A 22,018-nucleotide genomic window follows, 5' to 3' on the forward strand; every position below is an offset into this window, starting at 1 on the left:
AAAGAGCGTTCATTCTCTTCTATTAATCACGCTTATATTTTTTTAACACTTCTTCTAGTCGTTTTCGTTCATCATCTAACGTACTTGCATCTTTTTTCTTACTTACATCTTTCTTCACTGTTTCTTTCTCTTGTTCTTTCGGCTCTTCTTTCAGCCAATCTGGTACCATTTCTTTTCTTATCGTTTTCTTCGACGTACGGCCTTTTTTCTTCGTCTCAGCCCATTCTTGATATTGACGATTCTCTTCTTTCGCTAACGCCATTGCTTCAGCTACTGTACCGACCTTTTTACGTGCCCAATGCCCAGCAATTTTCTCCACATACGTTTTCGCAAGCTTCATATCTGAGCGTAGCATAACGTAATAAATAAGTACATTCACAACACCTGGCGTTAATTTTTGATTGATCATTACATCTTCAACGATCTGCAAGTCAGCCTTTGTCGCCTCTGCACCACCAGAGATTTCTTTTAATAGTTGTTTTGGTGAGATTTCCTCTAGCTGTTTGATTAACATCTCTTCTTGCGTAGAAGGCTCTTTTCCTTCCATCATACGTGCAGCGTGAGGTTGTACTCTTTCACTTAATACAGGTAACGCTTGACCGTTTTCGAACTGATACCAATCACGTGCTCCTTTTCTAAGCCTTTCGATATCAATTGTCTGCATCTCTGTCACCGTACCAAGAACGATATTTTGCATCGATAACACATCTACATCGTACACGTAAGCAAGTGTAATGACACATTCTCGCACTTGATCTGTAATCGCCTTTTTAGGGACAAGAGCGGACAAGCCATCTACAAATAAGGAGAAATCAAAGAAATCATTCCAAACTTTTGGAGAGTCTCCCTTCTCGTTACTTGGCATAGCTGTCGTTTTTGGAATACGAAGATCTTCTTGCGCATGCTCAAGCTGTCCTGGATTAAACGAACCAAACACATCATTGAAAGAACGCGTAACATTTTCATAAGAAGCAAAATCAAATTCTTCTTCTAAGAAATATTGCTTTACTTGATTATATTTTGTCCGACTCAATCGATTGTATAAAAAGATGCTTAACACAATATCATCAAAAAACTGCTTCGGAGATAAAGGTGGTTGCAATTCGTATATAAACATTCGAATATCTTTTTCTTTCTTAATATATACCTTCAAAAGCCCAATTGCTTCTAACTTTACTCGTTCCTCATATATTTCGGGAAGCTGCATTTGCATGGTCACCATAAGGGAATGGTGTGTATTCTCTTTTCCAAACACACGATCTTGCTCTAACTCTCCCCATAGTGTCATGTACAAGCTAAAAGCTCTACTACCTATTAACGGCTGATACAACATCGTTAACACTTTTCGGTCGTAATTATGCAGTAACCCTTTCGCACTTACTTTATAACGATCAATTGGCAATAGCTCCATCCATGACTGTTTTTCCATTCTTGCTTTTCCTTTCTCTCATCCAATCTATCCTCTACTTCATTCGTTCTATCTTCATTATATAATTTCTTAGCGAAAAAGAGCTATTAGCTTTCGCTTCTAGCTCTCTTATCTCATTACTTACGGTATGTAAAGAGAATAAAATACAACTTCTACTCTCTTTCTTTTTGCAGTATATCTTTTAATTCTTCAATAAATACATTTAAATCTTTAAATTGGCGATATACAGAAGCAAAACGCACGTAAGCAACATCATCAATATCACGCAGTTCTTCCATAACAATTTCACCAATCATATCACTTTTCACTTCTGATATACCTAAATTACGAAGTTCACGTTCCACACTTTGAGTTACTTCTTCTAATTGTCTTAAAGATACTGGTCTTTTTTCGCACGCTTTAATTAAGCCGCGCAAAATCTTTTCTTTATTAAACTCTTCTCGTGTGCCTTCTTTTTTTACAACGATAAGAGGTGACTCTTCTACTCTTTCAAATGTCGTAAAGCGACTTAAACAACTTTCACACTCTCTCCTTCTTCGAATAGAGCGCCCCTCGTCTACCGGACGCGAATCTAACACTCTTGTACCATTATGCGAACAGGATGGACAACGCAATATATTCACTCCTTTACACTATACTCTTTATTTTTTCTCTACTTACTTCATCTGACAATATATATACAATATTATATAACTCATTCTAACTCTCTTACCACTTTAAGTTTAAGCACATTATTTTATCATCTCGTTTTCAAAAATAAGATGGTAGATGGGGTGCTAACTTATTCGTAAGAGCTCAATTTATCTCACTAACGAGTACGTTATATTTTTCCTTTTTTATAAACTAAAAAAGAGGTGCATTATACACCTCTTTACATTTTAAATCAATTATGTTCTTTTTTAAAGAGCTTTTGTTTCTCTCTGCTTAATTTCGAAGCTACCAGTGCCTCGAGGAAGCTCGATGCTCTCACGCGTTTTCGCGTTTAAACCTTCTGCAATATATTCTGCAGCAACATTTGGATCAATACGATCCCCACAAGTATAAACATCAATACTTGCGTAACCGTGCTCCGGAAAGCTATGAATTGTTAAATGTGATTCCGAGATAATTACTACTCCACTTACACCTTGTGGTGCAAATTTATGGAAAGCAACCTCACGCACTTCAGCACCAGCTCTCAGTGCTGCATCCACAAATAATTGTTCAATATACGGCATGTCATTAAGCTTGTCGAAATCGCAATCCCAAAGTTCAGCGATTACGTGACGACCCATCGTATCCATAGTATCCATTCTACAGTTCCCCCTTGTAAATTTATTCTAACTGTTCGAATTGAAAACTAATTTGCAATTTGGCTTGCTCCACTACCACGGGGGAAAGTTAGTCCAGAGAGGTCCTAACCCTTTAAGTAGTGACTACGTACCTCAGCTCTTAAGTTTACGAGTGTTAGTATACTTTGTTTATTTTCATTTTGCAACAACAGTTTTTTCGATTTTCTGTCATATTTTCCTCTTTACTTTTCCCTAAAAAAAATAAACGATTCACAAATACAGTAATCACAACGTTTCGTGGTATGTCCACTTTCAAAAATATACTTATATAATTTTTTTCCTTTTCAGAAAAAAATAAAAAAAGAAGGCAAATATCCACTTGCCCTCTCCCTTATTCACTTAAATATGTTGCACATTTTTTTGTTTCGCTAATTCGTCAACAACTAACGTTACAAGATCTACAACACGACGAGAGTAGCCCCACTCGTTATCATACCAAGCAAGTACTTTCACTTTACGATCACCCATTACCATTGTAGATAAACCATCAATAATAGCTGAGTGTGTATTTGTATTAAAGTCAATAGATACTAAAGGCTCTTCGCTGAATTCTACAATGCCTTTTAACGCACCGTTTGCAACAGTTTTGAATGCTTCATTAATAGCTTCTACTGTCACATCACGTTTTACATCTACTACTAAGTCAACAAGAGACACGTTTGGTGTTGGTACGCGAAGTGCCATACCATGAAGTTTTCCGTTTAAGTGCGGAAGAACTTTTGCAAGCGCTTTCGCAGCACCTGTCGTTGTCGGAATGATTGATTGTCCGCAAGCACGTGCTCTTCTTAAATCTTTATGTGGGTTATCAATATTTTTTTGGTCATTTGTATAAGCATGAACAGTTGTCATTAAACCGTTTTCAATTCCAAACTGCTCATCTAACACCTTAACAACAGGCGCTAAACAGTTTGTTGTGCAAGATGCATTTGAAATAACAGTATGTTTTGTAATATCTAGTTGGTCTTCGTTCACACCAACTACAATTGTTACATCTTCATTCTTACCAGGCGCTGTTAAAATAACTTTTTTCGCTCCAGCTTCAACATGAAGAATTGCTTTTTCTTTTGAATTAAATTTACCAGTTGCTTCAATTACAACTTCAACACCTAAATCTGTCCAAGGCAATTCCTTTGGATCGCGGTTGTTTAAAAGGCGAATCATTTTTCCATCAACTAATAAGTGATCTTCAAATGCTTCTACTGTTCCGTCAAACTTGCCGTGAACTGTATCATATTTAATTAAATGTGCTAACGTTTCAGATGGATAGCTTGCATTGATTGCTACAATTTCGAATGCGCTTTCTTTTATTGCCTGACGAAATACCATTCTCCCAATACGTCCAAATCCATTAATTGCCACACGAGTCATAATATGTTATCCCCCTTGAATGCGTTATACTATTTATCTCCAATCCCAATAATAGTATAACACAAAAAGGGGATATGTCACTAAGCATTTTCATTAATTTCACAATTTTTTAGTCAATAATGTTCCAATTCTTTAAAATCACCTGTAATTGTGTTTTCGTTCCCATAATTGTGCCATCATTATTTATCACTTCATCTGCATTTTTCACTTTTTCTTCTAACGGCATTTGAGATTGAATACGAGCTGTTGCTTCTTCTTCTGAAAAATTATTTCGTTTCATTAAACGTTTTAATTGTGTATGTGGCTTAACCGCTACAACTAAAACGCGGTCCACGAGACTTGTTAATTTACTTTCAAATAAGAGAGGTATATCTAACACAACCGCTTGCATACCTTCCTTTATGTACTTTTCCTTTTGTGTATTCATTTCCTCACGCACTGCAGGATGAACAATTTTATTTAACTGCAATCGTTTTTCTTCATTATAGAAAACGACACTTCCTAATTTCGCCCGATCCAATTCTCCATCTTCTTGTAATACTTCCGTTCCAAACACTTCTACTATTTTGTTATATGCTGGTTTTCCTCGCTCTACAACTTCTCTTGCAATAATATCCGCATCAATAACTGGTATACTCAGTTCACGAAACATTTGAGACACTGTACTTTTTCCACTTGCAATGCCTCCCGTTAATCCAATTACTACTGTCATCATAATCCTCCTCACAATATAAAAGGCGCGAAACTAATGTTCCACGCCCATACTTACATTTTCCAAATTCCAATAATAATGAGTAATACCCCAGGCAGGAATGTAAATTTTTGTAACCATTTCATATTTGATAAAACCGTTCCAAGTTTCATTCCAATAAATAAAAACAAAGAACTCATAACCGCAACCAATATTGCCATCATAGCGGGCGCATACCCTAATAAAGATGCACCAATTCCAGCACCGAACGAATCTATAGAAAGAGCGATACCAAGAAGTAACGCTTCTCCTGCAGAAATGGTGCCTGATTTATCAAAATCTGCAACAGTCGGTTTCCGTAAAATTTGAATCACTAGCCCGAGCGAAGCAATTTCTAATTTCCAAACCTTCTCCTCTTGCTTTGGTTCTTCTTTTTTCTCACTTCGAAAAAATTGGTATAATACCCAAATTCCTATTCCAATAAGAACAAGCCCACCGATACGCGTTGCGATAACAGGTGAAAATATTTTCGCGATCATATGTCCAATTCCCATTGAAACAAGCATAACAGCCGCTGAACACATTCCGATAATTATAATTGATCTTAGTGGAATTCTTACGCTTCTTAAACCATATGTTAGCCCTACACTACAGCTATCTAAGCTTAATGTAAAAGCTAATAAAATAAGAGATAAATAAAGGTACATCGGTAAGCTCCTCCCTTATACATAGCCCTGCTGTATGTATATGACAAATGCCTATCCGATGTTATCTCTTTTCTATATTCTCGGCTGACAAATCGGGCAGTAATGCGTTCCTCTTCCGCCAACAACTGTTTTTTCTACTATCGTACCGCAAGTCACACATGGTTCTCCTTTTTTTCCGTATACATTTAGAAGTTCTTGGAATGAGCCAATTTGCCCTTGCGAATTCATATACGTTCGAATTGTACTTCCGCCTCGCTTCACTGCTTCACCTAACGTTGTAACAGTCGCCTCGTAAATTCGTTCAATTTCTTCTGCTGTTAAAGACGAAGCTTCTCGTTCCGGATGAATTTGAGAACGGAATAAAACTTCATCTACATATATATTTCCAAGCCCTACTAAAAGACGCTGGTCTAATAATACGACTTTTATTTTACGATTGGTCTTTTGCAATCTTTCTTGTAAATACTGCGGTGTCAATTCAGCATCAAACGGCTCCGGACCTAAATCAGCAAGAGGCATTTGATTCAATTCTTCACCTTTCTTAAAGAGATGCATCGTACCAAACTTCCTCACATCTTTATAATGTAGTTCAGTTCCATCTGTAAATAAGAAACGGACGTGTGTATGCTTATCAATTGGCTCGTCCTCTTGATGCAGTAAAAACTTACCTTCCATACGCAAATGTGAAACAATAACATAATTCGTTACATATAAAAGCAAAAACTTTCCTCTTCGCTTTATATTTTCAATCTTTTCGCCTCTTAGCATTTCTTTAAAGATTTCTGCATCATCCGGACGTTTTACTATTTTTGGATAGGTAACAATAACATCTTCAATTGTTTTTCCTGTCACAAGATTTTCAAGTGTCCGTCTGACGTTTTCAACCTCTGGTAATTCAGGCATTTCATCACTTCCTTATTTTGCGTCGTACCAAGTTGGACCGTAAGAATAATCAACTTTCAGCGGAACTGCGAGTTCAATTGCATGCTCCATTACTTCTGGTACAAGCTTCTCTAATTTTTCAATTTCTTCTTTTGGCGCTTCAAATATCAATTCATCGTGTACTTGCAGAAGTAGACGCGCCTGTAATCCTTCTTCTTCTAGACGGTCTGCCATAATAATCATCGCTTTTTTAATAATATCTGCTGCAGTCCCTTGAATTGGTGTATTCATAGCCGTACGCTCAGCAAAGCTACGTAAATTGAAATTACGACTCGTAATTTCCGGAATATAACGGCGGCGATTTAATAATGTAGCCACATACCCTTTTTGTTTCGCATCTTTTACGATGTCACTCATGTATTCTTGTACACCAGGGAAACTTTCTAAATACTTTTCAATAAATTCCGCTGCTGCTTTTCTTGTAATTCCTAAGTTTTGTGAAAGACCATAATCACTAATACCATATACAATTCCGAAATTGACAGCTTTCGCTTGTCGTCTCATATTCGAAGTTACTTCATCTTTTTCAACGCCAAATACATCCATCGCTGTTTTCGTATGAATATCCATATCATGTTGGAACGCTTCAACTAGCCCTTTATCATTTGCAATATGAGCTAATACGCGAAGTTCAATTTGTGAATAATCTGCCGCGTACATAATCCATCCTTCTTCTGATGGAACAAATGCCTGACGAATCTTTCTTCCTTCTTCTAATCGAATCGGGATATTTTGCAAGTTCGGATCCGTTGAACTTAATCGACCTGTTTGCGTTAATACTTGATTGAAACGAGTATGGATTTTAGATGAATCTTCATGTACAACTTTTAATAAACCTTCAATATAAGTTGAATTCAGTTTCCCTAATTGACGATAATGTAAAATGTTTGGAATGATTTCATGGCGATCCATAAGCTTTTCTAGTACATCAGCTGACGTAGAATAACCTGTTTTCGTCTTTTTAATAACTGGTAAGTTTAAGTTCTCAAACAGAATAACACCAAGCTGCTTCGGTGAATTAATATTAAATTCTGTTCCCGCAAGCTTATAAATTTCCTGTTCCATTTCCTTTAATCTACCTGCAAGTTCTTCTCCCATATTACGAAGACGCTCCGTATCAACTTTTACACCTTTTACTTCCATATCAGCTAATACACGCGCAAGTGGTAATTCTAACTCTGTAAACAGTTCATATTGCTCATTCTTTTGTAACTCTTCTACGAATGTTTGCTTTACATCATATAATACGTGCACTTTACGAGCTACATGCTCCGCTACTACTTCTAGCTCTGGAACAGCACGCTTCGCACCTTTTCCGTAAACTTCTTCATCGGATTTCACAGCATGTGTTTCTTTCATTTTTGCTACAGTACGGAAATCTTTATCCGTATCAGCCGGGTCAAGTAAATAAGCAGCGATTAATAGATCAAAGTCAATCCCTTGCATATCTATCCCGTTCCATTTAAGTGCAACGATTGCGCGCTTCGCATCAAATGTATGCTTTCTCATTTCTCCATCTGCAAGCCACTCTTTAAAAGCGTCTGACTTAAGAGCAATGTCTGTTTGAATAAAGTAACAGCCATTTTCATTTTGAATACCAAAACCTTGAATGTCCGCTCTATGATAGTTATCTTCTTGTACTTCAACAATAAGCGCACTATCTTGCTGAAGCATTTCTTCGGTAACTTCATCCACAATATCAAATGTAATATCATCTAATTCAGCTGGAGTCGTTTCTTCTGGCGTAACACCTAATTTATTTAAAAGGGATGTAAATCCTAAATTCTCGAACATTGGAATGACATCACTTGCTTCATACCCTTTATACTCCATATCATCCACATGCACTGTAATCGGTGCATCTGTAATAATAGTTGCAAGATCTTTACTCATAAGAGCTTGGTCTTTATTTGCTTCTAGCTTTTCTTTTAATTTCTTCCCGCTTACTTGATCTATATTTTCATACACTGCCTCGACCGTTTCAAACTGTGTTAACAATTTAATCGCAGTTTTTTCACCAACTCCTGGTACACCTGGAATATTATCTGACTGGTCTCCCATTAAACCTTTCATATCAATAATTTGCTTTGGTGATAAGCTGTATTTCTCAAATAAAGCTTCTTTCGTATATTCATCCACTTCTGTAATCCCTTTGCGAGGAATACATACGAGTGTATTATCTGAAACAAGTTGCAGTAAGTCTTTATCTCCTGAAATAACTTTTACATGAAACCCTTGTTCACTCGCTTCTTTCGCTAACGTCCCCATAATGTCATCCGCTTCATAATTTTCTAATTCATAACGCGGTACGTTGAAAGCATCAAGCATCTCACGAATAAACGGGAATTGCTCTGATAATTCAGGTGGAGTCTTTTGACGCCCTCCTTTATACTCACTATACGTTTTATGACGGAATGTCGTTTTACCCGCATCAAACGCTACTAACATATGCGTTGGTTTTTCTTCCTCTAATATTCTCATTAACATCATTGTAAAACCGTAAATTGCGTTCGTATGTATACCTTTGTCGTTATTTAAAAGCGGTAGTGCAAAGAAAGCACGATACGCGATATTATTACCATCTACTAATACGACCTTTTTTTCCAAACCAGAAACCTCCCCATACAAATTTGAAATGATTTTTTTCACAGAAAAAAACCGTTCCTTTCCTCTCTCTATATTAACATGACTAATAGAGAGAAGAAAAATAACGGCTATTTTCTATTATATATACAAACGTTTACTAACATAAAAGGGAAGTGACGAGAACAGCATAACTATTCTCGTCCAAAATTACTCCTTGGATGAAGGGGTTTTCATGTATTATATTAACAGACCTTTATTAATATTTAATTAAGCCATTGTTAATATATTGTAAATATCCTTCATCCTATTTTTCAGTTGCTGATTTTGGTAAAACAACTGTAAATGTTGTCCCTTCCCCAACTTCACTATCCACTGTAATCGTACCGTGATGTGCCTCAACTAAATGCTTTACAATCGATAATCCAAGGCCTGTACCACCAGTATTTCTACTTCTCGCTTTATCCACTCGGTAAAAGCGTTCAAAAATACGCGGAATTTCATCTTTACTAATACCAATTCCGGTATCCGATACTTTTATATAAGCATTATATTTATCTTCTGCTAATTCTACAGAAACAACGCCTCCAGCCGGCGTATATACGATTGCGTTATTCATTAAATTAATAAAGATTTGCTTCAAACGACTTGGATCTCCAATGACCGAGACTCCTTTTAGCGCATTTACTTGTAAAGAAATTTCCTTTTCTCCTGCTTTGTTATCAAGCACCATATGAATGTCTTCAAGAAGTCCCTTCATATCAACGGTCCCCATACTCAATTTAAATCCTTGTTGCTCAATCTTTGATAAATCTAATAAATCTTCAATTAACCCTTGCATGCGTTCACTTTCTTTTAAAATAATGTGCAAGAAATGTTCGCAGAATTTTTTATTATCCATAGCACCGTCCAAGAGCGTTTCTGAAAAACCTTTAATAGAAGTAATCGGTGTCTTTAGTTCATGAGAAACATTCGCTAAAAAGTCTTTTCTCATTTGTTCTAATTTCTTTAGCTCAGTAATGTCATGGAATACAAGGACAATCCCTTTCCATTCATGGTTCGTCCCGATAATCGGTGCTCCATATACTTCGAAATGCTTTCGCTCAATTCCAAGCGGCAATAACATTTGTTTACGCACTTTCACTTCTGTCATAAAGATTTCTTCCACGAGCTCTATAATTTCTGTATGATGAAACGACTCATAATATAAACGATCTAAATATTCTTCATCTGTTACGTGGAAAGTCTCCTTATACGAACGGTTTACAAGGTTTATATAACCGCGACTATCAATTAAAATCATTCCGCTTCCCATATTTTCAATTAACGTATGCAGACGATCTTGTTGCATTTCTTGCTCAAGTGTCATCTCTTGTAAATTACGGGCTAAAATATTAATCGCTTTACTCAGCATTCCCGTTTCATCCGAATGACTCTCATAAGCGCGTGCTTTATAATTTCCCTTCGCTAATTCGATAGCAACTTTCGTAACGGATTCAATCGGCCTAATATATTGCCCTGTAATTTTCATACCTAAAAATACGACTACGAGACAAGCGATAACAAATCCGATAATTAATAATCCCCACGTTTTTTGATGAACAGATTTCAAAGGCTCAATTGTACTTTTTACCAAAATGTACCCTTGTTTTCCTGCTACATCTTGAACGAACACCGCATGGTAAAATTCATTATTCTGCTCTGTTTCTTTCGTAATGACTTTATTTCTTTGTTTCGTTGTTTCAGAAGTAAGTTCTTTAATTATCCCTTGGCTAAAAGCAGACTGTTCTCCTCCGCTATATTGAACTTTCTTTTTTTCATCTACAAATGCAATAGAAGCCTGTATTTTTTCTTCTAACTTTTCAAATACATATGGATTTTTTAAAACATCATCAAAACCCTGTTCTTCTGCTAATACCGCAACATACTCTGTCTCTTTTACCATTCTCTCTTTGGCATGATCTATATAGTAGTTTTCAAACACGGTTTCCAGTAATAAACCTAGTCCAACTAAAATAAAAACAATAAGAGAAACAAATGTAAAAAGAAGCCTGGAACGAAATTTATTCATCCCCTTTTGGCTCCTCTAATTTATATCCTAAACCACGTATCGTTTTAATGTACGTCGGTTTTTTCGTATTTTGTTCAATTTTATCGCGCAAATGGCTAATATGAACGTCAACAATTCGTGTATCACCAGCAAAATCATAGTTCCATACAGCACTTAATAATTGATCACGTGTCAACACGCGACTTTTATTTTTCGCAAGATAAACAAGTAGTTCAAATTCTTTTGGTGTTAATTCAAGCTTTCTTCCTTGGAAATAAGCCTCATAAAATTCCGGCAAAATTTTAAGTTCAGCAATTGTGATGCTCTCTTCATCTGACGCTTCTTTCACTTGTTCTTCTTGTTGTAATTTCGTGCGGCGCAAAATTGCCTTCACACGCGCAACAACTTCCCTTGGGCTAAATGGCTTCGTCATATAATCATCTGCCCCAAGTTCAAGACCTAGCACCTTATCAAATTCATCATCTTTTGCTGTTAACATTAAAATCGGCGTCATAACGCGCTGCAATCGTAATTCTTTACACACTTCCATACCATCCATTTTTGGAAGCATTAAATCTAATATAATTAAATCTGGGCGTTCTGTTGTCGCTTTTTGAAGCGCCATTTCTCCATCCATCGCTGTTATCACTTCAAACCCAGCTTGTTGTAGATTAAATTCAATTAAAGTTAAGATAAACTCCTCATCATCAACTACTAAAATACGATTGTTCATTCTTTTCCTCCAAGTTATAGACTTGAAACCTTCTTCATCCTAGCATTTTCCCCGTTATTCTCATCATACTAGAAAATAAGGTCCCTCTCAATATAATTGTCTATTCATGGAGCTCGTTTGTACTATCATTATTCCTAAAAACAACTCCACTCGGCTTAATTAACTTGTTGTTATCCATACTTTATACACTTCTATATCGTTATTAAACTCCACATTCGTATAAATATTAAATTCTCGATTTTGCGCTAACAAAAACGCAAGAGCATACGCTATTTTATAGTCTAGCGTTTCATATCCATCAAATACTCTTCCATACATTTCATTCGCGACCCCGTCTGCCCACACTTCAGCTTCTCTTATCGTTTCAAAGATAACATCTTCTCTTTTCCACTTCATCTTAATAATCACCCCTTTCATTGACTTCAATTACCAATAAATATATTATTAATTTAAATATATAAATAAACACAATTCCGGGGGCTATTATGCGAGTATTACTACCTATTTTAACTTTAGTAGTAACATGTTTCCTTACTTTTAACGTACCAAGCTGGGATACGATTAAAACAGGTTGTTCAGAATTTGCCGAAGGGTTTAAAGAAGGGTTTTTCAACTAAAAATAGCGCTAGTCCCTTATAGTAAGGTATGCTAGCGCTATTCATATTTTCATGTTTTAAAAATTATCTAATGCTTTTTCCATAATAGAAACTGATTTAAAAGGCGGTGTTACTGTTAAGGAACCTTTTACAACCGTTTCTCCTTTTTCATCATGAGCAGATACAAGCATATCAATTGTATGTTCCTCCTCAGAAACAGCCACAACTTCAAAGTGGATTTGTAACGTTTCATAATGGTGAACATGCTTCACGAACGTAAGGTCCTTCCTAGTAATATGACTACCTGGACCTGGTAAATATTTCGTAACTGCCGTTGTAATCATTCCAGTTAGCATAATGCTTGGTACAATCGGCTTTTCATACGGAGTTTGGGATGCGTAATCATGCTGAATATATAATGGATTGGCATCATTCGTTAACCCTAAGTACAATAACAAATCTTTATCCTCAATTTTTTCAGTGATAGATAATTTCTCTCCTACTGTAATTTCATCCATTCTACGACCAATTTGAACTTTTTTCTTTAACATGTTACAACCCCCTCCGATTTTTTCACCTTATTATCCTACTAAAATCGATACCTTATCCGAATTTTACTATGATGAGGGCAATGTATAGTATAAATCTATAGTTTCATTATAGGATACACCAAATGATAGCGTTTTCATATTATTTCAAAAAAACATTTGAATAAATAGTAGAAAAAGATTCGGGGCCCCGAATCTTTTTCCGCTTATATTTAATTATTAAACAAGAACCTTCATTACATTACGTACAGATTCTACAGAGCGATCTAACGCTTCTTTTTCATCTGCAAGAAGTTCTAACTCAATAATTTTTTCAATTCCGTTACCACCTAGAATTACTGGTACCCCTAAGTAAAGGTCGCTATAACCATATTCACCTTCAAGGTACGCAATAGCTGGTAATACACGGCGTTGATCTTTTAAGATTGCTTCTGTCATTTCAACTAAAGAAGCAGCTGGTGCGTAATATGCACTACCGTTTCCTAATAAGCCTACAATCTCGCCGCCACCTTTACGGGTACGTTCTACGATTGCTTCTAAACGCTCTTTCGGAATTAACGTTTCTAACGGAATGCCACCTGCATAAGAATAACGTACAAGAGGTACCATATCGTCACCGTGTCCACCAAGAACAAATCCTGTAATATCTTTCACAGAAAGATTTAATTCTTGTGCAATAAATGTACGGAAACGAGCTGTATCTAATACGCCCGATTGACCGATAACACGCTCTTTCGGGAATCCTGCTTCTTTAAATACAGAATATGTCATTGCATCAACTGGATTTGTTAATACAACAATAATCGCATTTGGTGAATGTTTTGCAATGTCGCGCGTAATACTTTTCATAATTTTAGAGTTTGTTGCTACTAAGTCATCACGGCTCATACCAGGCTTACGCGCAATACCTGCTGTAATAACGACAACGTCAGAATCAGCAGTATCTTCGTAATTAGATGTTCCAATAATGTTAGCATCAAAACCTTGTACTGGGCTCGCTTCTAACATATCTAACGCTTTCCCTTTTGTTGGATTTTCCAGTTGTGGAATGTCCACTAATACAACATCTGCAAGTTCTTTTTGTGCTAATAAGAATGCTGTTGTTGCTCCTGTAAATCCTGCACCGATGACTGAAACTTTCTTGCGTTTGATTGTCATAATTTACCCCCCACTTTAATTATGCGTTTTTGATTATCGCTACATCCATATTTTTAATAAGTTCATTAGCGAACTCAGAACATTTCACTTCTGTTGCACCTTCCATTAAGCGTGCGAAATCATAAGTTACTACTTTTGAAGCAATTGTTTTCTCAACTGAATCAGTTACTAAATTCGCAGCTTCGTTCCATCCTAAGTGCTCTAATAATAATACACCAGAAAGAAGAACTGAAGATGGGTTTACTTTATCTAAACCTGCATATTTTGGAGCTGTACCATGTGTAGCTTCAAAGATAGCATGTCCAGTCACATAGTTAATGTTTGCACCAGGTGCAATACCAATTCCACCTACTTGTGCAGCAAGTGCATCAGAGATGTAGTCTCCGTTTAAGTTCATTGTTGCAACAACATCGAACTCACGTGGACGAGTTAAAATTTGTTGTAAGAAGATGTCTGCAATAGAATCTTTTACGATGATTTTTCCAGCCACTTCAGCGTCTGCCATCGCTTTATTCGCTGCATCTTTACCATCTTTCTCAACGATACGATCATATTCAGCCCAAGTAAATACTTTATCGCCGAATTCTTGTTCCGCTACTTCGTAACCCCAGTTTTTGAAAGCACCTTCTGTAAATTTCATAATGTTTCCTTTATGAACTAATGTAACAGAAGAACGCTTTTCGTTAATTGCATATTGAATTGCAGCACGAACAAGACGCTTTGTCCCTTCTTCTGAGATTGGTTTAATACCAATACCAGATGTTTCTGGGAAGCGGATTTTATTAACACCCATTGCTTCTTTTAAGAAAGCAAGGACTTTTTCTGCTTCCGGAGATCCTTGTGCATATTCAATTCCAGCATAAATGTCTTCTGTATTCTCACGGAAAATAACCATATCAGTATCTTCCGGACGTTTTACAGGTGAAGGAACACCATCAAAATAACGAACTGGACGTAGACATACATATAAATCTAATTCTTGACGAAGTGCTACGTTTAGAGAACGAATACCACCGCCAACTGGAGTTGTAAGTGGACCTTTAATCGCGATTAAATATTCACGGATTAAATTTAAAGTTTCTTCTGGTAACCACTCGCCTGTTTGGTTGAATGCTTTTTCCCCTGCAAGCACTTCTTTCCAAACGATTTTCTTCTCACCATCATAAGCTTTTTCAACTGCTGCTTCTAGTACACGAGATGCAGCTGCCCAAATATCAGGACCAATTCCATCTCCTTCGATAAATGGAATAATCGGATTGTTTGGTACATTCATAACACCATTAGTTACAGTAATTTTTTCACCTGTCGTCAATGTGATAACCCCCATGTTTGAAATTTCATATGTATGAAACTGAGGGAATAACCCCTCAGTTCAAACCGTTATTTAAATTAAAATATTCTAATCATTACGTCTTTCCGAAAAAATCAGACTTTTGAAAGCGTATTTTCACTATCAAAATAGTGTTTTTTGCTTATCGTTGTGCAATTGGAACGTACACTTGATGTGTTGGTCCATTATAATCAGCACGTGGACGGATTAAACGGTTGTTTTCATATTGTTCTAGAATATGAGCTAACCAGCCTGACATACGGCTAATTGCAAAAATAGGTGTAAATAAGTCATGGTCAATTCCTAAACAATGGTATACAGAAGCTGAATAGAAATCAACATTTGGCGGAAGACCTTTTTCTTTTGTTACAATGTCTTCAATTTTGATAGACATATTATACCATTTGTTTTCTCCTAAAAGCACGCATAATCTCTTAGACATTTCGCGTAAATGTTTTGCACGCGGATCACCCTGCTCATATACACGGTGGCCAAAGCCCATGATTTTCACTTTATTTTGAAGAGCATTATGAATATATGATTCTACATTTTCTTCTTCGCCAATTTCAGTTAGCATCTTCATTACATTTTCATTTGCCCCGCCGTGAAGAGGACCTTTTAACGCACCGATTGCTGCTGTAATACCAGAATATACATCTGAAAGTGTAGCTACACAAACGCGTGCAGTAAATGTAGAAGCGTTTAACTCATGATCTGCGTGAAGTACAAGCGCCTTATCAAAAGCTTCAATTTCAACTTCATTTGGCTCGCGATCATTTAACATGTACAAGAAGTTTGCAGCTAATGATAAATCGTTTCTAGGCTCAACAACATCTAAACCTTTACGAATTCTTGCATAAGCAGCAACTAAAGTTCCCACTTGAGCCTGCAATTTAACCGCTTTCAAATAATTGGAGTTTTCATCCATAATTTCAGCGCTCTCATCGTATAATGATAGCATGGAAATTGCAGTTCGTAAAACAGACATCGGATGTGCGATTTTTAAATCTACTTGTTTCAAATATGTTAAAATCTCACCTGGAACTTTATAGTATTCCGATACAGTCTCTTTAAATTTCGCTAGTTCTTGTTCATTAGGAAGCTTGCGATGCCATAATAAGTACACTACTTCTTCAAATGTAGCATTCTCAGCTAAATCATCAATATTATACCCAACATAAGTTAATGTATCATCAATAATAGAGCTCACAGATGATGTTGTTGCTACTACCCCTTCTAAACCTCGAATAACAGTCATGACATTCTCTCCTTTTCCTGAAAATTCTCCCAACCTTGCTCCTTATATCTATTTGCTCCCCTTTTGAATTATGAACGCCCGTTCACTCTTTAGGCAAGCAAAATGCACGATCATGCAAATTTATTGCGATGTTCCCCTCTTATGTCCATTGTCTACATGGAAAGCATGAGCGTGAATGTCTCCCCGAATCCTCACGCTCAAAACAACAAGTTAGTGAGGAAAATTAATTCCGAAGAGTTTTATGATAAAAACAACATAAAACAATATCATTATAAAATTGTTTTATGTTGTTTTTATTTTATCTGGTGTAAAGTCTCTGCTGTTATGTAACTTTTCAAAGTTTCTAATCCTATTATAAACAATTATCTGACTTTTGTGAACAGAAAGAATTCAAAATTTTTATATTACTATAAAATTTCTCATTTAAACATCTGTATAATACTCATAACTGCATAGGCAATTCCAGCCCCAATTAATGGACCTACAGCAACTCCATTAAATAAAGCAACCGCTATAATTGTCCCGAAAACGAGCGCAGTTGTAATATGAGGATCCGTCGTCAATAATTGTACGCCGCCTTTCGCTAACAAAGCAACCGCTACCCCTGAAGCTAAAGCAATCCATGCATAATACGATTTCGCCGCTTCTCCAAGTTGTTTAAAACCTATTTCCCCCGTTGCAATCGGTACGAGTACTGCTATTGTAATAACCGTTACACCGAGGTTAATCCCTTTCGTTTGTAGATAAGGAAAGACTTTATCTCCTAGAAACGTAAATTTCAATAAAAATAACACACCAATAGCTACAGTAAGCGATTGGTTTTTAGCAACAAGTCCTATAATAAGTAGTATGAATAAAAATAACGTTGACTGACTAATCATGTTTGCACTTCCTTTCTGAAAATAATGAACTCATTTCCAAACAAAAATACCTTTAAACCTATCGTTATACATGCTATATCGATGTATATTCAACAATAACCACTTCATTTTTTATGTATTTTAAACTGACAAACTGAGACTTTCATCATCAAAAATTTAAGCATGTATACATTTTTGAAAACGATTGTCTCTCCTTTCTTTTCTAATAAGAAACAGGTAAAATAAAAAGAAGAGAAAATGAAGTTTTTACCATATAGTAGAAGCATCAACACCAAGCTTTTACAGTCACTCATGTACTGAAAAAGCAGGAAAAATCCATCATTCCACTATAACATAAAGTGAAACTTTAATCAGTGCAGCACACTCGTTATAAGTTGAACGAATTAGGATAATCCAAATTGGAATGGGAGGTATACATCTTTGAACCGAAACTTACTATATATGATATTGCGACTCATATTTGTCATTGTAGCAACGGTAGCCGGGTTCTATGCATTACTATATATGTCAGGACTTATCTACCCTTTTATTATCGCTTTCGCATTTGCTTATTTGATTAATCCTGTCGTCAATTTCCTTAATCAAAAACTACAATTTCCTCGCGCACTAGCAGTACTCGTTAGCTTAATTCTCGTATTTGGAGCTATCGTTGGACTCGTTACATATCTTGTAACAGAAGCAATATCTGCCACAACATACTTACTACAACTTGTTACAGTAAAGTTTCCGGATATCGTTAAATTCGCAGAGCAATTTGCACTTAATCATATTATGCCTCTCTATGATGATTTAATTTCTAAATTTAATCATCTTGGGGAACCACAGCGCTATACGATTACACAAAACATTCAAAACTTAGGAACCGAAGCAACGACGCAAATGAAAGAACTTTTAACTGCTATTATAAGCGGGTTAACAAATTTCATTAGTGCATTACCAACAACTTTAACTGTCCTTGTATTCGTTTTATTAGCCACTTTCTTCATTAGTTACGATTGGCACCGTCTTGCTCAGAAAGTAAGAAAATTTTTGCCGAATCGTGTTCATGGCTATGGAAAAACTATTTTTGTCGATTTAAGAAAAGCTTTATTTGGTTTTGTTAAAGCGCAACTTACACTCGTATCTATGACAACTGTTATTGTACTAATCGGACTTTTAATATTACGCGTACCATACGCCATTACTATCGCGATTATTACAGGGGTTGTAGATTTACTCCCATATTTAGGAACCGGCGCCGTCTTCGTTCCTTGGGTTATATACGTATTTTTCACTGGCGACACTGCTTTCGCCATCGGTCTTCTCATCTTATACATCGTCGTGATTGTCCAAAGACAAATTATGGAGCCTAAAGTACTCTCATCTAATATCGGCCTCGATCCATTAGCAACACTGATCGCTCTATTTGTCGGCTTTAAGCTTTTTGGCTTTTTAGGATTAATCATCGGTCCAGTCACCTTAGTACTACTTAATACATTGCACAAAGCTCGTGTATTCCATGATTTGTGGAAATATATTAAAGGCACACCTTTAAAATAATAGTTTCTAATTCATATACAACAAAAAACTTACATGTAATCAGTGGGAAATTCCCACTGATTATTCCTTGTACTTATTTTTTACACTCATTACATACAACGAGAGAATTGCCCCAGAAAAAGGATAATACTCTTGTTTTTTTGCATGAAAAATGCATATTTCGAGGTATTTTTACATATTTATTCTATTATTCCTATAATTATTACTTACATTTATTACTTTTTATGTAAATGAATAAATATACAAAAACCAGCTTGAGTTCATATGAATTTCCCTACAGTATACTCAGTAAGAACTACCTACATATCCAACCGAAAAATACACAGCAAATATAATAAAGCAAAACTACGATTATTAACTTTCACCAACCGGATTAGTATGAGCAGTCCGATTTCCACTTAACTCCTTCGCATTCACCAAATTTTAAGGCATGATACAGCAAAACTTTAATTAACAGAACTTCATCCATCCGCCATCCTTTTGCGGGCAAAAAAAATAGTGCTTAGATCGCTATAATCTAAGCACTATTTCTGCACAATAATAGTAGAACTCTTTCTAAACTTCCATTCCATCCACTTCATAACAAATGGCTTCAACAAAGCCCTCGTCATAGGGATAACGAAGATCAAACCCATTATATCCGTTACGTATCCAGGAAGTACCAAAAGAATACCTCCTACAAAGATAAAAATACCATCCAGTACCGCTCCTCCTGGCATTTCTCCTCTATTCAACTTAGATTGAATCTCTCCAAGTACTTTAAATCCTTGTCTTTTCGCCAAATAGACACCTACAACACCCGTAAATACAATCATAGCGAACGTAGACCATAAACCTATTACATGACTCGATCCAATTAAGACTGTAATCTCAATCGCCGGTATTAAAATAAACAAGAATAGTAACCACTTCATAGTTCTACACTCCTCTCACGCATCACTTTAAACGAACCCATAACGCCCGTATACGCTACACAAAAACTAAACACCTTTCCCTATTGAACCTCGTAACAAACGGCTTCTAAACCCAATTCCAGGCGTTTCAAGCTGATTCCACCTCGTTTTTGTGTAAAAAAAAGAGAAGGACTCCGATCCTTCTCTTCATATTACTTATAGCACTTCCGCATGTCCATTATAAACAATTCCGCGTGCTGCATCAACTGTTACTTCTTGGCCATTTTTTAAAGTTGCTGTTACGCCGTTTACACCAACGATAACAGGAATACCGATTGATACACCTACAACAGCCGCATGGCTTGTTAGACCGCCTTCTTCTACAACTAGAGCAGCAGCTTTTTCGATTGCAGGAATCATATCTTTATCAGTGCTTGTTGTAACAAGGATATCACCTTTGTTTACGTTCGCTACAGCTTCAGCAGCTGTTTTCGCTACAACTACTTTACCTTTTGCAGCTTTACGACCGATTCCTTGTCCTTTCGCAACTTCTTCACCAACAACATGGATTTTCATTAAGTTTGTTGTACCAGTTTCAGCAACTGGAACACCAGCAGTGATTACTACAGTGTCTCCAAGTCCAATTAGACCTGCATCCATACCTGTTTGAATTGCAGTATCTAACATTTCGTCAGTAGACGCTGCACGTTTTCCAGCCATAAATGCTTGCACACCCCAAACAAGTGCAAGACGACGTCCTACTTGCTCGTCAGATGTTACAGCTACGATTGGAGATTTCGGACGGTATTTAGAGATCATTTTCGCAGTATGTCCACTTTCTGTTGGAGCTACGATTGCAGCTACATCAAGAGCAAGTGCTGTATGCGCAACAGATTGGCTAATTGCATCTGTGATTGTTGGAGTGAACTCTTTAATACGTTTTTTGAACATATCTTCATATTGTAATGATTTTTCAACACGTACTGCAATGTTAGCCATCATTGTTACTGCTTCTACTGGGTATTGACCAGCAGCTGTTTCACCTGAAAGCATGATTGCATCTGTACCATCGAAGATCGCGTTAGCTACGTCACTTGCTTCTGCACGAGTTGGACGTGGGTTACGTTGCATAGAATCTAACATTTGTGTCGCAGTAATAACCGGTTTACCTAACACGTTACATTTTTTGATTAGACGTTTTTGTACTAATGGTACTTCTTCTGGCGGAATTTCTACACCCATATCACCACGAGCTACCATTAAACCGTCAGAAACTTCTAAGATTGAATCGATGTTATCGATACCCTCTTGGTTTTCGATTTTCGGTACGATTTGGATGTATTGAGCGTTATGCCCTTCTAATAATTCACGGATTTCTAATACGTCAGATGCTTTACGTACGAATGAAGCTGCGATGAAATCAACTTTTTGCTCGATACCGAAAACGATATCTTTTACGTCTTTTTCAGTGATACCAGGAAGCTTAATGCTTACGTTTGGTACGTTAACACCTTTTTTATTTTTTACAGTTCCGCTGTTTAAAACTTTTGTACGGATGTTTCCGTCAGCTTTTTCGATTACTTCTAGTTCGATAAGACCGTCATCGATTAGAATACGAGAACCTGGGTCTACATCGTCATAAAGACCAGCATAAGATACAGAGAACTTCTCTGCAGTACCTAATACTTGCTCAGTAGAAAGAACTACTTCCGCACCTGTTACAAGCTCAGCTTGTCCGTCTACGAAGTCGTGAGTACGGATTTCTGGACCTTTTGTATCAAGTAAAATACCAACTGTTTTACCAGTTTTCTTTGAAGCTTCACGAATGTTTTTAATACGAGCGCCGTGCTCTTCATGGCTACCATGAGAGAAGTTTAAACGAGCAACGTTCATACCTGCTTCGATTAATTGTTCTAATTTCTCAATACTTTCACTAGCAGGACCTATAGTACATACAATTTTAGTTTTACGCATATTGCAC

The 22,018-nt window shown here is 36.5% G+C and carries 20 protein-coding genes; 2 read left to right on the forward strand and 18 right to left on the reverse strand.

Features of this window, described 5'->3' with window-relative positions; translation table 11 throughout:
- Positions 1-22 precede the first annotated feature (22 nt).
- From ILS93_RS10615 to ILS93_RS10665, 11 genes are all read right to left on the reverse strand, one after another.
- Positions 23-1,429, reverse strand: coding sequence for a replication initiation and membrane attachment family protein (locus ILS93_RS10615; protein ID WP_064474615.1), 1,407 nt, complete (start codon positions 1,427-1,429; stop codon positions 23-25).
- A 152-nt stretch (positions 1,430-1,581) separates the two neighbouring features.
- The gene (gene nrdR, locus ILS93_RS10620) at positions 1,582-2,043 is read right to left on the reverse strand and encodes a transcriptional regulator NrdR (protein ID WP_001203687.1); all 462 of its coding nucleotides are present in this window, start codon (positions 2,041-2,043) and stop codon (positions 1,582-1,584) included.
- A gap of 285 nt (positions 2,044-2,328) precedes the next feature.
- Entirely contained in the window at positions 2,329-2,712 is a 384-nt protein-coding gene (gene speD / locus ILS93_RS10625; protein ID WP_002003660.1) for an adenosylmethionine decarboxylase, read from the reverse strand.
- A 387-nt stretch (positions 2,713-3,099) separates the two neighbouring features.
- A complete protein-coding gene (locus ILS93_RS10630) occupies positions 3,100-4,128 on the reverse strand; it encodes a glyceraldehyde-3-phosphate dehydrogenase (protein ID WP_000198978.1) in 1,029 nt (342 codons plus the stop codon).
- 109 nt (positions 4,129-4,237) lie between these two features.
- The gene (gene coaE, locus ILS93_RS10635) at positions 4,238-4,840 is read right to left on the reverse strand and encodes a dephospho-CoA kinase (protein ID WP_064474613.1); all 603 of its coding nucleotides are present in this window, start codon (positions 4,838-4,840) and stop codon (positions 4,238-4,240) included.
- Positions 4,841-4,893: 53 nt separating this feature from the next.
- On the reverse strand, positions 4,894-5,526 hold the full coding sequence (ytaF, locus tag ILS93_RS10640) for a sporulation membrane protein YtaF (protein ID WP_000281739.1): 633 nt from the start codon (positions 5,524-5,526) through the stop codon (positions 4,894-4,896).
- A gap of 72 nt (positions 5,527-5,598) precedes the next feature.
- Positions 5,599-6,429, reverse strand: coding sequence for a DNA-formamidopyrimidine glycosylase (mutM, locus tag ILS93_RS10645; protein WP_098096588.1), 831 nt, complete (start codon positions 6,427-6,429; stop codon positions 5,599-5,601).
- A gap of 12 nt (positions 6,430-6,441) precedes the next feature.
- Entirely contained in the window at positions 6,442-9,075 is a 2,634-nt protein-coding gene (gene polA, locus ILS93_RS10650; RefSeq protein ID WP_064474612.1) for a DNA polymerase I, read from the reverse strand.
- Between the two features lie 283 nt (positions 9,076-9,358).
- Entirely contained in the window at positions 9,359-11,122 is a 1,764-nt protein-coding gene (gene phoR / locus ILS93_RS10655) for a sensory box histidine kinase PhoR (RefSeq protein ID WP_001032126.1), read from the reverse strand.
- Positions 11,115-11,834, reverse strand: coding sequence for a two-component system response regulator PhoP (gene phoP, locus ILS93_RS10660; RefSeq protein ID WP_001065222.1), 720 nt, complete (start codon positions 11,832-11,834; stop codon positions 11,115-11,117). Before phoP ends, phoR begins: the two co-directional genes overlap by 8 nt.
- Before the next feature lie 159 nt (positions 11,835-11,993).
- A complete protein-coding gene (locus ILS93_RS10665) occupies positions 11,994-12,230 on the reverse strand; it encodes a hypothetical protein (RefSeq protein ID WP_064474610.1) in 237 nt (78 codons plus the stop codon).
- A gap of 89 nt (positions 12,231-12,319) precedes the next feature.
- Between ILS93_RS10665 and ILS93_RS28680 the strand changes: the two genes are divergently transcribed.
- Positions 12,320-12,451, forward strand: coding sequence for a hypothetical protein (locus tag ILS93_RS28680; protein WP_001265022.1), 132 nt, complete (start codon positions 12,320-12,322; stop codon positions 12,449-12,451).
- A gap of 56 nt (positions 12,452-12,507) precedes the next feature.
- On the opposite strand, the gene ILS93_RS10670 is transcribed toward ILS93_RS28680, so the two are convergent.
- From ILS93_RS10670 to ILS93_RS10690, 5 genes are all read right to left on the reverse strand, one after another.
- Positions 12,508-12,981: a MaoC family dehydratase gene (locus ILS93_RS10670; protein ID WP_000914190.1), complete on the reverse strand. Its 474-nt coding sequence runs from the start codon at positions 12,979-12,981 to the stop codon at positions 12,508-12,510.
- Positions 12,982-13,197: 216 nt separating this feature from the next.
- Entirely contained in the window at positions 13,198-14,136 is a 939-nt protein-coding gene (gene mdh / locus ILS93_RS10675) for a malate dehydrogenase (RefSeq protein ID WP_064474609.1), read from the reverse strand.
- Positions 14,137-14,155: 19 nt separating this feature from the next.
- Positions 14,156-15,448, reverse strand: coding sequence for an NADP-dependent isocitrate dehydrogenase (icd, locus tag ILS93_RS10680; protein WP_064474608.1), 1,293 nt, complete (start codon positions 15,446-15,448; stop codon positions 14,156-14,158).
- Between the two features lie 160 nt (positions 15,449-15,608).
- Positions 15,609-16,757, reverse strand: a complete 1,149-nt coding sequence (citZ, locus tag ILS93_RS10685) for a citrate synthase (protein WP_002073260.1) — start codon at positions 16,755-16,757, stop codon at positions 15,609-15,611.
- 386 nt (positions 16,758-17,143) lie between these two features.
- On the reverse strand, positions 17,144-17,605 hold the full coding sequence (locus ILS93_RS10690; RefSeq protein WP_000625511.1) for a DUF441 domain-containing protein: 462 nt from the start codon (positions 17,603-17,605) through the stop codon (positions 17,144-17,146).
- 420 nt (positions 17,606-18,025) lie between these two features.
- Between ILS93_RS10690 and ytvI the strand changes: the two genes are divergently transcribed.
- Positions 18,026-19,144, forward strand: a complete 1,119-nt coding sequence (gene ytvI / locus ILS93_RS10695; RefSeq protein WP_222660430.1) for a sporulation integral membrane protein YtvI — start codon at positions 18,026-18,028, stop codon at positions 19,142-19,144.
- Between the two features lie 524 nt (positions 19,145-19,668).
- Here the strand turns inward: ytvI and ILS93_RS10700 are convergent.
- Entirely contained in the window at positions 19,669-20,058 is a 390-nt protein-coding gene (locus ILS93_RS10700) for an FxsA family protein (protein WP_064474606.1), read from the reverse strand.
- 195 nt (positions 20,059-20,253) lie between these two features.
- Positions 20,254-22,011, reverse strand: coding sequence for a pyruvate kinase (pyk, locus tag ILS93_RS10705; protein ID WP_001232679.1), 1,758 nt, complete (start codon positions 22,009-22,011; stop codon positions 20,254-20,256).
- Positions 22,012-22,018 lie beyond the last annotated feature (7 nt).

Origin of the sequence: Bacillus sp. 16GRE42 (assembly GCF_019837435.1) — a bacterium.
Lineage (GTDB): Bacteria > Bacillota > Bacilli > Bacillales > Bacillaceae_G > Bacillus_A > Bacillus_A wiedmannii.

What these genes read in the sequence shown, in the direction of transcription:
- ILS93_RS10615 (WP_064474615.1), bottom strand. Translation starts at nt 1,429, where the DNA reads ATGGAAAAACAGTCATGGATGGAGCTATTGCCAATTGATCGTTATAAA.
- ytaF (WP_000281739.1), bottom strand. Translation starts at nt 5,526, where the DNA reads ATGTACCTTTATTTATCTCTTATTTTATTAGCTTTTACATTAAGCTTA.
- ILS93_RS10665 (WP_064474610.1), bottom strand. Translation starts at nt 12,230, where the DNA reads ATGAAGTGGAAAAGAGAAGATGTTATCTTTGAAACGATAAGAGAAGCT.
- phoP (WP_001065222.1), bottom strand. Translation starts at nt 11,834, where the DNA reads ATGAACAATCGTATTTTAGTAGTTGATGATGAGGAGTTTATCTTAACT.
- ILS93_RS10690 (WP_000625511.1), bottom strand. Translation starts at nt 17,605, where the DNA reads ATGATTAGTCAGTCAACGTTATTTTTATTCATACTACTTATTATAGGA.
- ILS93_RS10670 (WP_000914190.1), bottom strand. Translation starts at nt 12,981, where the DNA reads ATGTTAAAGAAAAAAGTTCAAATTGGTCGTAGAATGGATGAAATTACA.
- mdh (WP_064474609.1), bottom strand. Translation starts at nt 14,136, where the DNA reads ATGACAATCAAACGCAAGAAAGTTTCAGTCATCGGTGCAGGATTTACA.
- phoR (WP_001032126.1), bottom strand. Translation starts at nt 11,122, where the DNA reads ATGAATAAATTTCGTTCCAGGCTTCTTTTTACATTTGTTTCTCTTATT.
- ILS93_RS28680 (WP_001265022.1), top strand. Translation starts at nt 12,320, where the DNA reads ATGCGAGTATTACTACCTATTTTAACTTTAGTAGTAACATGTTTCCTT.
- ILS93_RS10700 (WP_064474606.1), bottom strand. Translation starts at nt 20,058, where the DNA reads ATGAAGTGGTTACTATTCTTGTTTATTTTAATACCGGCGATTGAGATT.
- ILS93_RS10630 (WP_000198978.1), bottom strand. Translation starts at nt 4,128, where the DNA reads ATGACTCGTGTGGCAATTAATGGATTTGGACGTATTGGGAGAATGGTA.
- coaE (WP_064474613.1), bottom strand. Translation starts at nt 4,840, where the DNA reads ATGACAGTAGTAATTGGATTAACGGGAGGCATTGCAAGTGGAAAAAGT.
- speD (WP_002003660.1), bottom strand. Translation starts at nt 2,712, where the DNA reads ATGGATACGATGGGTCGTCACGTAATCGCTGAACTTTGGGATTGCGAT.
- mutM (WP_098096588.1), bottom strand. Translation starts at nt 6,429, where the DNA reads ATGCCTGAATTACCAGAGGTTGAAAACGTCAGACGGACACTTGAAAAT.
- pyk (WP_001232679.1), bottom strand. Translation starts at nt 22,011, where the DNA reads ATGCGTAAAACTAAAATTGTATGTACTATAGGTCCTGCTAGTGAAAGT.